The sequence below is a fragment of the Allosaccharopolyspora coralli genome (genome assembly GCF_009664835.1).
Lineage (GTDB): Bacteria > Actinomycetota > Actinomycetes > Mycobacteriales > Pseudonocardiaceae > Allosaccharopolyspora > Allosaccharopolyspora coralli.
Genome location: NZ_CP045929.1, coordinates 1,176,206 through 1,188,373 on the forward strand (window position 1 = coordinate 1,176,206; position 12,168 = coordinate 1,188,373).

General features: G+C 68.7%; 10 protein-coding genes and 1 riboswitch. Of the genes, 2 read left to right on the top strand and 8 right to left on the bottom strand.

All coding sequences use genetic code 11. The features are described from left to right. Positions 1–25: 25 nt before the first annotated feature. Genes GIY23_RS05615 through GIY23_RS05640 form a run of 6 tightly spaced genes read right to left on the bottom strand, consistent with a single transcriptional unit; the run spans position 26 to position 5,423 of the window. A complete protein-coding gene (locus tag GIY23_RS05615; protein WP_154075681.1) occupies positions 26–796 on the bottom strand; it encodes an anti-sigma factor in 771 nt (256 codons plus the stop codon). Beyond that, positions 793–1,401 carry an ECF RNA polymerase sigma factor SigK gene (gene sigK / locus GIY23_RS05620; protein ID WP_154075682.1) on the bottom strand — a complete coding sequence of 203 codons (609 nt, stop codon included), beginning with the start codon at positions 1,399–1,401 and terminating at the stop codon, positions 793–795. Before sigK ends, GIY23_RS05615 begins: the two co-directional genes overlap by 4 nt. Positions 1,402–1,425: 24 nt before the next feature. Then, the gene (locus GIY23_RS05625) at positions 1,426–2,691 is read right to left on the bottom strand and encodes an SAM-dependent methyltransferase (protein ID WP_154075683.1); all 1,266 of its coding nucleotides are present in this window, start codon (positions 2,689–2,691) and stop codon (positions 1,426–1,428) included. Next, positions 2,688–3,476, bottom strand: coding sequence for a DUF1365 domain-containing protein (locus tag GIY23_RS05630; protein WP_154075684.1), 789 nt, complete (start codon positions 3,474–3,476; stop codon positions 2,688–2,690). The genes GIY23_RS05625 and GIY23_RS05630 overlap by 4 nt, the downstream gene beginning before the upstream one ends. A 1-nt stretch (position 3,477) precedes the next feature. After that, complete coding sequence (locus tag GIY23_RS05635) at positions 3,478–4,752, bottom strand: NAD(P)/FAD-dependent oxidoreductase (protein WP_154075685.1); 1,275 nt, start codon at positions 4,750–4,752, stop codon at positions 3,478–3,480. Then, positions 4,749–5,423: an alpha/beta hydrolase gene (locus GIY23_RS05640; protein WP_154075686.1), complete on the bottom strand. Its 675-nt coding sequence runs from the start codon at positions 5,421–5,423 to the stop codon at positions 4,749–4,751. The genes GIY23_RS05635 and GIY23_RS05640 overlap by 4 nt, the downstream gene beginning before the upstream one ends. A 249-nt stretch (positions 5,424–5,672) precedes the next feature. Between GIY23_RS05640 and GIY23_RS05645 the strand changes: the two genes are divergently transcribed. Together GIY23_RS05645 and GIY23_RS05650 are read left to right on the top strand one after the other, a co-directional pair. Next, complete coding sequence (locus GIY23_RS05645) at positions 5,673–6,899, top strand: cyclopropane-fatty-acyl-phospholipid synthase family protein (protein WP_323847502.1); 1,227 nt, start codon at positions 5,673–5,675, stop codon at positions 6,897–6,899. 1 nt (position 6,900) lies between these two features. Next, complete coding sequence (locus GIY23_RS05650; RefSeq protein WP_154075688.1) at positions 6,901–7,704, top strand: DUF1295 domain-containing protein; 804 nt, start codon at positions 6,901–6,903, stop codon at positions 7,702–7,704. Between the two features lie 48 nt (positions 7,705–7,752). On the opposite strand, the gene GIY23_RS05655 is transcribed toward GIY23_RS05650, so the two are convergent. Both GIY23_RS05655 and GIY23_RS05660 read right to left on the bottom strand, forming a co-directional pair. Then, the gene (locus GIY23_RS05655) at positions 7,753–8,826 is read right to left on the bottom strand and encodes a ribonucleotide-diphosphate reductase subunit beta (protein ID WP_154075689.1); all 1,074 of its coding nucleotides are present in this window, start codon (positions 8,824–8,826) and stop codon (positions 7,753–7,755) included. Between the two features lie 143 nt (positions 8,827–8,969). Then, a complete protein-coding gene (locus GIY23_RS05660) occupies positions 8,970–11,777 on the bottom strand; it encodes a ribonucleoside-diphosphate reductase subunit alpha (protein WP_407646863.1) in 2,808 nt (935 codons plus the stop codon). 128 nt (positions 11,778–11,905) lie between these two features. After that, a riboswitch (cobalamin riboswitch) is annotated at positions 11,906–12,119 on the bottom strand. Positions 12,120–12,168: the final 49 nt, after the last annotated feature.

The following is a 12,168-nucleotide window of genomic DNA, read 5'->3' on the forward strand; positions in this document are numbered from 1 at the left end:
CCCGGCCGCCGAGCTCCCGTCGGGATCAGGCGGGCACGTCCATCGTGAGCACCGGGTTCGTCGTCGGTTGCGGTGACCCGCCGGTGGGTTCGACGGTGACGCCCATGGCCTGGGTCTCGGCGGGCAGCTGCGCGATGAGCGGGTCGAGGCTTCCGGACGGGTCCTGCTGGAGCAGCCCGGCGGACTCGTACCCGTACTCGCCGATGAACCACAGCTGGTAGACGCTGCCCTCTGGCGGTGGGGTGACCTCGTTGCCCAGGAACATCGCCTTGCCGATGCCGTCGGACAGGACGGTGGTGGCACGCAGGCCGCCTTCGCTGGCGGTGAGAGTCTCTGCGTCCGGCGCTTCCATGATCTCGGTCATAGTCGCGCCACGCTCACGCACGTCCTGCATCTGCTGCTCGGCCACGGTGCGCTGCTGGTGGCTGTCGTAGGCGATGGCACCGAACACGCCGGCGAGGGCGACGCCGAGCACGGCTGCGGCGACGGCGAGGCGCGTGCCCCAGGCGGCGCGCGTCGGGATTCGGGTGACCGTGGCTTCCGGCCGCGGTTCTTCGCGTTCCGTGGGCGGGGCCTGCCGGGTGGTGGCGACCTCGGAGAGGACACGGGATTTGAGGGATTCGGGCGGAGTGGTGGCCGCGGTGGCGCCGAGGCGCGCGGCGGTCGCCTGTAGCTCGCTGATCTCTTCGGCGCATTCCGGGCAGTCGGACATGTGGCGCTCGAATTCGCGGCGTTCCTCGGGCGAGAGCGCGTCCACAGCGTAGGCGCCGGTCAACAGGGCCGGATCGGATGTCATGACGCAACCCCCATGCAGTCGCGGAGTCGGATGAGGCCGTCGCGGAGCCGGGTCTTGACGGTCGACGGCGGCGCCTCCAGCAGGCCGGCGGCTTCTCGGTAGGTGTAACCGCGGTAGTACGTGAGCATCACGGATTCCCGTTGGAGTTCGGTGAGGGTGCCGATGCAGCGTCGAACCTGCTGCTGTTCCCACTTGGAGGCGACGGATTCGGCGACTTCGTCGAAGGGGCGTCCTTCGGCGCGGGAGCCGACTCTGGCCTCGCGTTCGGTGGCGGCTTGAGCGGACCGGACGCGGTCGACGGCCCGTCGATGGCCGAGGGTGAGAACCCAGGTCAGGACGGTGCCGCGTTCGGGGCGGTACTGGGTGGCGGTGCGCCAGACTTCGACCAGGACTTCCTGCGTGACTTCCTCGGACTGGGCGGCGTCGCGGACGATGCGCTGGACGAGCCCGAACAATGAGCCTGCGATGTGGTCGTAGAGCTGTTCGAAGGCCCGTTCGTCACCTTTCGCGACCTCGGCAACGAGTTGTTGGGCGGTGGGCGCCTCGGATTCGGCACTGCCGAGCCAGGCGCCACCGCGCTGATCGGGTGTGCTGGGTTCGCCCATGGCGCCTCCTCGTCGTCGTCTCCGTCAGTGTGCGGCGTGTTCGCGGTTCTTGCGGAACCCGAACTGCCACACGTCGAGGTAGCGGGAGCGGAACCCCGCCTCGCTGTAGGCGAGGTAGAACTCCCACATCCGCCGGAACCGTTCGCTGAACTCGAGTGCGGCGACGTCGTCCCAGCGGTGCACGAACGTCTCGCGCCAGCGTTCGAGCGTGTCGGCGTAGCTGAGCCCGAACGCGTGCCGGTCGGTGATCTCGAGCGTGGTGTGGTCGCGGGCGGCGTGTTCGACCGATTCGACGGACGGGAGTTCGCCGCCGGGGAAGATGTACTCGTGGATCCACGTGTGGGATCGGCGGGTGGCCAGCATCCGGTCGTGCGGCATCGTGATGGCCTGCAGTCCGACGCGGCCGCCGGGGGCGGTGAGCCGGTCGAGGGTGGCGAAGTACGTCGGCCAGTACTCGGAGCCGACGGCTTCGATCATCTCGACGCTGACGACGGCGTCGTACTGGCCTTCGGCGTCGCGGTAGTCCTCGAGCCGGACGTCGACGCGGTCGCCGTGGCCTGCCGCGGCGATGCGTTCGCGGGCGAGCTGTTGTTGCTCGGAGGAGAGGGTGAGGCTGGTGACCTGCGCTCCGCGGTCGGCGGCGCGCAGTGCGAGCCCTCCCCATCCGGTGCCGATCTCCAGCACCCTGGTTCCGGTTCGGACCCCGGCGAGGTCGAGGATCTGGTCGATCTTGCGTTCCTGGGCGGTACGCAGGTCCTCGGCGCTGTCCCGGAAGAGCGCCGAGGAGTAGGTCATGGTCTCGTCCAGGAACGTGCCGAACACGTCGTTGGACAGGTCGTAGTGCCGGGAGATGTTCTGGCGGGCGTTCGGCGCGGTGTTCTGTGCGGTGCCGGGTTTGGGGGCGTCGACCCAGCGGCGGAACGCCTGCAGCGGGGTGGGCACGAGGGTGGCCATGCGTTCGGCGAACGGGGTCAGCAGGTCGGCGAGACGAGGGCTGTTCCAGTCACCGGCCATGTAGGACTCGCCGAAGCCGATCTTGGCGTCCGCGCCGAGCCGGTGGAAGAACGCGCTCGGGCGCAGGATGTCCATCAGGGGCGCGTCCGGGCCGCCCGCGCCGAGGGTGACGCCGCCGGGAAGCGTGATCCGGACGGGCAGGTGCCGCACGGCGTGACGGAACAGCCGTCGCGCGATGTAGGCGCGCAGCGGCGAGTTCGGGGCGGCACCGAGGGCGTCCCAGGGCGGGGTGGCCTGGGAATCGGCGGGGGCGAGGTGGGTCGGCGCGGCGGTCAACGGACCTCCTCCTGATGTGTGTGCGGGGTACGGGGAGTGATCGGGATCCGTCGCAGCACCATGCCGATGCCGTGCGCGCGGATGAGGGCGGAGACGCGGTGCGGGACGAGCGGGTGCCGCAGCGTCGCGCGGAGGAGCTCTCGTCGGGTCGCTGGGCGACGGTCTCCGGTGAGCACGGCGGTCAGCAAGGGGTGATCGTGTTCATCGTGCAGCGCGACGCGCACGTGCAGGCGGTCGCCGGGCTCGTCGAAACGCATCCGGTAGCGGCCGTGGTTCGGCAGGAACGGGGAGACGTAGAACCGCTTGTCGGTCTCGGCGAGGCCGTTCTCGTCGGGGTGCAGCAGGTAACAGTGCCGTTCCCGGTAGGTGTTGTGCACCTCGGCGACGACACAGGCGAGATCGCCGTCGGGGTGGTGGCACCAGTACACGGTGATCGGGTTGAACACGTGCCCGAGCACGCGGGCGTGGGCGAGCATGAGCACGCGTCCGCCGCGCAGGTCGACTCCCTGGGTGGCCAGCCACCGGTCGAGGTTCTGCCGGATGCCGCGGTGCGGTGAACCGAGGTGGTCGCGGGCGTCGAAGCGGGCCAGCGGCCGCAACCACCAGGGTTGGCGGGGTAGGTCGTCGAGGTCGACGAGCCACGTGTGCAGCCGATGCCGGAACTGCGTGCGGACGTCGTCGTCGAAGGCGTTGCCGTGCCGGGTGTGCCGCACGGTCACCTCGTAGAGCGCCGGCGCGACGTCCTTCGCGGAACGGGGGTGGGTGGTTTCCGCGGTGACCTTCACATCACCACCCCACTCCGAACGCCTCGGCGGCACGGACTCCCGACGCGCAGCCGTCCTCGTGGAATCCCCACCCGTGGTAGGCGCCGGCGAACTGGATGCGGTCGTCGCCGAGTTCGGGCAGCTTGCGTTGCGCGGCAACGGATTCCGGCGTGTAGAGGGGATGCCGGTACCGCATCCGCGCGAGCACCGTGTCCGGGTCGACGCGGTCGGTCGCGTTGAGCGTCACCACGTGATCCCGGGGCTCGTCGAGCCGCATCAGGCGGTTCATGTCGTAGCTGACGAGTACCCGGCCGGTGTCGGCGGCGCAGCTCGTCTTGAGGTGATTCCAGGAGGCGCGCGCCCCGCGCGCGGCAGGCAGCGGCGCGGTGTCGGTGTGCAGCCAGGTCTCGTTCTCCGAGTAGCGGAACGCGCCGAGCACTTTCTCCTCGGCGGGTGTCGGATCCTCCAGCAGCGCCAGCGCCTGATCGGCGTGGCAGGCGAGGACGACGCGGTCCGCCAGCCGCACGGTGTCGGACTCGTCGCGGATCTCGACCCCGTCGGCGGTGCGGCGCACGGAACGTACCGGAACGCCGCTGTGCACGGCGGTGAGCCCGTCCGCGACGCGGCGCACGTACTCGCGCGAGCCGCCCACGACCGTCCGCCATGTCGGAGAGCCGCTGACCGACAACATCCCGTGATGGCGCAGGAACTCGAAGAGGTAGCGCGCCGGGTACCGTTTGCTGCTGTCCCGGTCCGACGACCACACGGCCGAGACCAGCGGCAGCGCGAAGTGGTCGACGAAGTAGTCGCTGTACCGACCGGCTCGGAGGAACTCCTCGAGCGTCCCCTCCGCCCCGGTGGCTTCGTCGGTGTCCAGCAGTGCGTTGGCCTGACGATGGAAGCGCACGACCTGTCGCAGCATCGACAGGTAGCGCGGATTCGCGGCGTTGCGCTTCTGCGCGAACAGTCCGCCGAGACGCTTGGCCCCCGCGTACTCCAGCCCGCAGCCCTCGCAGCGGACACTCATCGACATTTCAGTGTCCTGTGTGGACACGCCTAGCTCGTCGAACAGTGTCAGCAGGTTCGGATAGGTCCGTTCGTTGTGGACGATGAACCCGCTGTCGACGGCGACGGTGCGGCCGTCGGTGGTGGCGACGTCGTGGGTGTGCGCGTGGCCGCCGAGCCGGTCCTCCGCCTCGAACAAGGTCACCTCGTCGCGCGCTTGCAACAGGTGCGCCACGGTGAGGCCGGAGACTCCGGCGCCGACGACGGCGACCCGTCCCGGTGCGTCGCTCATCGCTCGACTCCTGCCGGTTCGGGGTCGTCGGTGTCCGGCGCGGAGGTCGCACGGACGAACCGGCGCATGTGGCCCTCCCATTCGGCCCGTTTGCGCAGCATCGAATGGCCCACGCCCGGAATCACGACGTAGCGCACGTCGTGCCCCGCGGCGGTGGCCCGGCGCGCGTACGACTGGGAGGCGCGCTGCGAGGTCATCCGGTCCCGATCGCCGTGCACCATCAGGACAGGGCGGTCGGCGAGCTGCTCGAACGGCTCGCCGCTCTCGATCCACGGTGCGAGTGCGCACACCGCCGTCACCTGGGGGTCACCGGCGAGCCGGAGCGCCGCGCGGCCCCCCATCGAATGACCGACCAGCACCACGCGGGCGTGCGGGTGAACGCATCCGATCTCCGACATCGCCCAGCGAGCGTCCTGCACCGCGTCCATGGCGGGTCCGTTCCAGCCGCGGATGCGGTTGCGCAGCAGCCACACGGCGGTACCGGACTCCGACGCGGCCCGGTGCGCGATCCTGGCGAACGGAAGCATCCGCAGGTAGGCGAGCTGTCGAGGGCGGACCCGCTGGTGGCTGTGGGCCTTCCCTCCGTGCAACACGAGCACGACCGTGTGCGGAGTGTTCGTGGCGGCCGGGAACACCCGCAGATTCGGCGTTCCGGGTCGATCGGTGCGCATACCAGGTATTCGGAGCGTGCACTTGAATCGCTTGGTGATGTGAGCCGCCACACGAACCTCCGTTCTCGCCAATCTACCCACCACATGGTGTCGAATGACGAACACCGACACTGAGTGTCTCAGGGAGTGATCGTGAGCGTCTCGCAGGACCGAAGCAGTACCACCGGCCAGCCTGCCACGGCCCAGCGTGGCCGTTCCGGGGCAGCGGCACGACTCGAAGCACTGGTCGCGGAGTTGTTCGGGGTCGAGTTGCCGGTCGGGGTCACCGCCTGGGATGGCAGCACGGCCGGCCCCGAGGGTACTCCGCGCGTGGTGCTGCGCCGTCGGCGAGCGCTGCGTCACGTCGTGTGGACTCCCGGGGAACTCGGACTGGCCCGGGCGTACGTTTCCGTCGATCTCGACGTCGAAGGCGACCTCACGGAGGCACTGCGCCGGTGCTGGGCGCTCGCGCGCCGGCTGCGGGGCTCGCTGCGGTTCGGGCCCGGTCAATGGCGCCGGATCCTCGCCACCGCCGTCCGGCTCGGCGCGATCGGACCACGGCCCGCGCCACCCGAAGCGGAGGCGCGGCTGTCCGGCTCCTTGCACAGCCGCAGGCGGGACCGCTCGGCGATCTCGCACCACTACGACGCGGGCAACGACCTCTACGAGCTGCTGCTCGATCCGCGGATGGCGTACTCGTGCGCGTACTTCGGCTCCGAAGAGACCGGCCTCGACCGGGCGCAGGAGGACAAGCTCGACCTCATCTGCCGCAAGCTCGGTCTCGTCGAGGGGCAGCGGATGCTCGACGTCGGCTGCGGCTGGGGTTCGCTCATCCTCTTCGCCGCCGAGCGCTACCGGGTACGGGTCACCGGGGTCACTCTCTCGGGACAGCAGGCCGCGTTCATCCGTGAGCGGGTCGCACAGCGCGGGCTCGCCGACTTCGTCGAGGTGCGGCACCAGGACTACCGCGAAGTCGACGACGCGCCGTTCGACGTCGTCGCCTCCGTCGAGATGGGCGAACACGTCGGGGAGAAGAACTACGCGGAGTACGCCGCGAAGCTGTTCTCACTCCTGAAGCCGCAGGGGCGGCTCGTGCTCCAGCAGATGTCGCGCGGTGCGACGGCACCTGGCGGCGGAGCGTTCATCGAGCACTACGTCGCGCCCGACATGAGCATGGTCTCGATCGGCCGAACGCTGGACCACTTGGAGCGGGCGGGTTTCGAGGTGCGCGACGTGGAGATGATGCGCGAGCACTACGTGCACACGGTTCGGCCGTGGGCGCGCACGCTGGAAGAACGCTGGGACGAAGCCGTCGGGATCGTCGGTGCGGAGGAAGCGCGCGTGTGGCGCCTGTACTTGGCTGGCGGGGCACTCGCGTTCGAGGAGAACAGGATGGGTGTCAACCAAATCATGTCCGTGCGCCCCACCTCCGAAGGTGTCAGCGGGCTTCCGCTGACCTCACGGCGCGCGTTGCTCGACCACCGTCCGGAGCGGTGACGTGGGTGTCGTCGGCCTGGTCGTCGCAGCACTGGTGACCGCGTGGGCGGTCGTGACGGTCACCTTCCTCGTGGCCAGGGTGCGGCGACGCTACGACACCATCGACGCCGCTTGGGGCGCCGGGTTCGCCGTGATCGCCGCGGTCACCCTGCTGTTGTCCGGGCCGGTCTCGGCGCTGTCGCTGACCGCGGTCGTGCTGACCGTCGTGTGGGGCGGGCGGCTGGCGGGGCACGTCCTGCGACGCTCCCTGTCCGGCCCCGAGGACGCGCGCTACGCGGAGATGGCGGCGAAAGCCTCGGGTGATCCGGGACCGCGCATGTACTTCCGCGTGTACCTGACCCAGGCCGCCGTCATGTGGTTCGTCTCGTTGCCGGTCGTGTTCGCCGCCGGAGCCAGCGGATTCGAGCCCGCTGTCAGCGACGGGTGGGCGAATCCGTGGCTGTGGGCGGGCACGGCGCTGTGGGTGGTCGGGTTCGGTTTCGAAACGGTCGGCGACGAACAGCTTCGGCGGTTCAAGGCCGACCCGGCCAACGCGGGCAAGGTGCTCGACACCGGTCTCTGGCGCTACACACGCCACCCGAACTACTTCGGTGACGCCTGCGTGTGGTGGGGGCTGTACCTGCTGGCGTGCTCGACGGTGCTCGGGCCGGTGACCTTCCTGTCGCCGGTGCTCATGACGTGGCTGCTCGCGGCCGGGTCGGGCAAGCCGATCCTCGAACGGGGGCTGCGGCAACGGCGCCCCGACTACGCCGCCTACGTCGACCGCACCAGCGGCTTCCTTCCCTGGCCGCCGAAGCGAGCGTGACGAGGGGAGACGAATCCGCCCGCTGCGGGCGAATCCGTCTCCCGTGTGTCACCACTCCAACGAACCACCGGACTGGTACTCGGTGACACGAGTCTCGAAGAAGTTCTTCTCCTTCTTAAGATCCATCGCCTCGGACATCCACGGGAACGGGTTCTCCGTCGGCGCGAACACCGGGTCGAGGCCGAGCTGGGCGCACCGGCGGTTGGTGACGAAGTGCATGTACTGCTCGCACAGCTCGGCGTTCAACCCGAGGATGCCGCGCGGCATCGTGTCCCGCCCGTAGGCGACCTCCAGCTCGCACGCGTCGGCGAGCATCCGCCGAATCTCCGACTGGAAGCGGTCGGTCCACAGGTGCGGGTTCTCGATCTTGATCTGGTTGATGCAGTCGATGCCGAAGTTCAGGTGGATCGACTCGTCGCGCAGGATGTACTGGTACTGCTCGGCGATGCCGACCATCTTGTTGCGGCGCCCGAGCGAGAGGATCTGCGCGAAGCCGGTGTAGAACCACATGCCTTCGAACACCACGTAGAAAGCCACGAGATCCCGAAGGAACGCCTGGTCGGCTTCCGGAGTGCCGGTGCGGAAGTCCGGATCCTCCAGGCTCTGCGTGTAGTTCAGCGCCCACGCGTCCTTGTCCGCGATCGACGGGATCTCGCGGTACATGTTGAACAGTTCGCCCTCGTCGAGGCCGAGGCTCTCGCAGACGTACTGGAAAGTGTGCGTGTGCACGGCTTCCTCGAACGCCTGACGCAGCAGGTACTGACGGCATTCGGGGTTGGTGATGTGCCGGTAGACGGCGAGCACCACGTTGTTGGCGACGAGCGACTCGGCGGTCGCGAAGAAGCCGAGGTTGCGTTTGAGCATGGTGCGTTCGTCGGCGGTGAGCCCGTCGCGGGACTTCCACAGTGCGATGTCGGCCTGCATCGACACCTCGGTGGGCATCCAGTGGTTGTTGCAGCCGGCGAGATACTTGTCCCACGCCCAGCCGTACTTCAGCGGCAGGAGCTGGTTGACGTCGGCCCGGCTGTTGATCATGGCCTTCTCGGCGACGTCGATCCGTCCCGCGTTGCGGTCGATGTCACCGAGCCCGGTTCCGCTCGTCGCCGATTCCACAGAAGTCATTCGCTCTCTCTCCGAATCGCATGATGAGGCGAACGGCACTCTCGCCTCGTGTGGTGGGGTGAAAGTGCCGTTCGCGCGAACGCGTGTGTGAGGCGAACGGCACTTTCGCCTCGTGTGGTGGGGTGAAAGTGCCGTTCGCGCGGTTACTGGCAGGCTTCGCAGTCCGGCTCGTCGACCGAGCACGCCGCGGGCTCGGGTGAGGGCGACGGGGACGACGTGACAGCGGCCGCGGTGACGGCGTTCAGCTTGCCGTCCGTGCCTGGCAGCGTGCTCTTCTCGACGTGCGTCGCACTGGTCGAGCGTAGGTAGTACGTCGTCTTCAACCCTCGTCGCCACGCGAGCCGGTACAGCTCGTCGAGAATCCGCCCGCTGGGGCGCGAGACGTAGAGGTTCAGCGATTGCGCCTGGTCGAGCCACTTCTGCCGCCGTGCCGCCGCCTCGACGAGCCAGTGCGGCTCGACCTCGAACGCCGTGCGGTAGAGCTCCTTGAGGTCGTCGGGCACCCGTTCGACGGGGCCGAGGCTGCCGTCGTAGTACTTGAGGTCGGCGACCATCGCCTCGTCCCAGAGTCCGATGCGCTTCAGGTCGGCGACGAGGTGTGCGTTGGCGACGGTGAAATCGCCGGACATGTTCGACTTGACGTAGAGGTTGCGGTAGATCGGCTCGATCGACTGACCAACGCCGCAGATGTTGGAGATCGTCGCGGTCGGCGCGATCGCCATCACGTTCGAGTTGCGCATCCCGTCGGCGCGCACCGTGGTCCGCAACGCATCCCAGTCCAGTGTGGACGTCGCATTCCAGTCCTCGCCGCCGCGTGCCTCGCGGAGAAGGCCGAGCGAATCGAGCGGCAGGATTCCGCGGCTCCACAGCGAACCTTCGAAGGATTCGTAGCGTCCCCGCTGAACGGCGAGTGCGCTGGAGGCGGCGATGGCGTAGTAACTGAAGTGCTCGGTACTGCGGTCGGCGAACTCGACGGCTTCCGGCGAACCGGTCGGGATCCGCTGCGCGAACAGCGCGTCCTGCACCCCCATGATTCCCAGGCCAATCGGCCGGTGCCGCAGATTGGACCGCCGTGCCTCGGGAATCGTGTAGAAGTTGATGTCGATCACGTTGTCGAGCATCCGCACCGCTGTGGTGACGGTCCGCTCCAGGCGGTGGGTGTCGAGCCCGTCGGCGGTGACGTGCTGCGCGAGGTTCACCGACCCGAGGTTGCAGACGGCGACCTCGTCGGCGCTCGTGTTCAGCGTGATCTCGGTGCACAGGTTGGACGAGTGCACGACCCCCGCGTGCTGTTGTGGCGAGCGCAGGTTGCACGGGTCCTTGAACGTGATCCACGGGTGGCCGGTCTCGAACAGCATCGTGATCATGCGACGCCACAGGTCGACCGCTGCGACCGTGCGGTGCACCGCGAGCTCGCCGCGTTCGGCCGCCGCCTCATACTCGCGGTAGCGCTCGGCGAACGCCGCGCCGTAGAGGTCGTGCAGGTCCGGGGTCTCGTCGGGGGAGAACAGGGTCCAGGTGCCGTCTTGCTCCACCCGACGGAGGAACTCGTCCGGAACCCAGTTCGCAGTGTTCATGTCGTGGGTGCGGCGGCGCTCGTCACCGGTGTTCTTGCGCAGGTCGAGGAATTCCTCGATGTCGATGTGCCACGTCTCGAGGTAGGCACACACCGCGCCTTTACGCTTGCCGCCTTGATTCACCGCGACGGCGGTGTCGTTGGCGATCTTGAGGAACGGCACGACGCCTTGCGACTGACCGTTGGTGCCCTGGATGTGGGCGCCGATGCCGCGTACCGGGGTCCAGTCGTTGCCGAGTCCACCCGCGTACTTCGAGAGCAGCGCGTTGTTGCCGACGGAATGGAAAATCCCGTGCAGGTCGTCATCCACAGTGGTCAGAAAGCAGGACGACAGCTGCGGACGGGTGGTGCCCGCGTTGAACAAGGTGGGTGTGGAGCACATGAAGTCGAACGAGGTCAGCAACTCGTAGAACTCGATCGCACGCGCCTCGCGGTCGTCCTCGTGCAACGCGAGCCCCATCGCGACGCGCATCAGGAACGCCTGCGGTAGCTCGTAGCGCACTCCGTGGTCGTGCAGCAGATACCGGTCGTAGAGCGTTTGCAGGCCGAGGAAGTCGAATGCCAGGTCCCGGTCCGCTCGGAGTGCGTGGCCGAGCCGGTCGAGGTCGAACGACGCGAGTTCCGGGGTGAGCTGGCCGAGTGCGACACCGTGGCGAACGTAGGCGGTGAAGTACTCGGGGTAGCGCCCGCGCATCTCGTCCTGGTCGGCCTCACGGGAACCGTCCGCGAGGTGGCTGAGCGCCTCACGGCGCAGCGAGTCCAAGAGCAACCGCGCGGCGACCAGGGAGTAGTTCGGTTCGGACTCGACCAGGGTCCGGGCGGACAGCGTGAGCGCCTCGGCGAGTTCACGGCTGCTCATGCCGTCGTAGAGTCCGCGCCGGGCTTCCCGCAGTACCGCTTTCGGAGCGACGTCGTCCAGGTCGCCACACGCCTGTTCGACCACTGTGGACACTCGATGCCAGTCGAGCGGCGTTTCGGCGCCGTTGAGGTCAACCACGTGGACCTGTGGTTCTTCCGCTCCGGGTTTCGAGGTTTCCCGTGCGGCTGCGCGTTCTTCCCGGTACAGCACGTAGGCGCGGGCGACGCGGTGGTGCTCGCCCCGCATCAGGGCGAGCTCGACCTGGTCCTGGATCTGTTCGACGTGCACGAGCGGTTCGGTCCCGGCGTGGCGGAACAGCGCCGTGGTGACCTGCGCGGTGAGCTCGGCGACGAGGTCGTGGATCCGGGAGGATCCGGCCGAGCCGGAGCCCTCCACGGCCAGGAACGCCTGGGTGAGCGCGACGCCGATCTTCGTCGCGTCGAACGGGACCGGTGTCGAGTCCCGGCGCAGCACACGGGCGTGCTCGACAACAGTGGGCGGCGGTGTGGTGGCCAGCTCGGTCACGACGCTCTCTCCTCGCGAGTCGACGGTGATCCGGGCGAGGGTGGGCCGCGACGAGCCGCGCGTCTCTGCGCGAGCAGTTTCGCGGCGACCCTCCCTCGGGGTCCCGGACGGCGCGTCCGGTCGGGCGCGCGCCGATGGCAGGTCTTCGGACTCACGGGCGTCCTACTGATCGTGGCTTCCCGGGCCGGAGCCCAGTGCCGATCCCGTCCTGCGTGGGCAGGCCGGGCACGACTGTCGTTCCCGTTCACCGCTGCGGGGCAGTCCCGGATTCGCACCGGGTTCCCTGTTGTCCCGCCGAGCTACGCCCGGCGAACCATCGATGATCACCACACTACATCTAGGGCGTACCTGTGTCCGTGAGGGCCAGATATCGGGGTGGGTC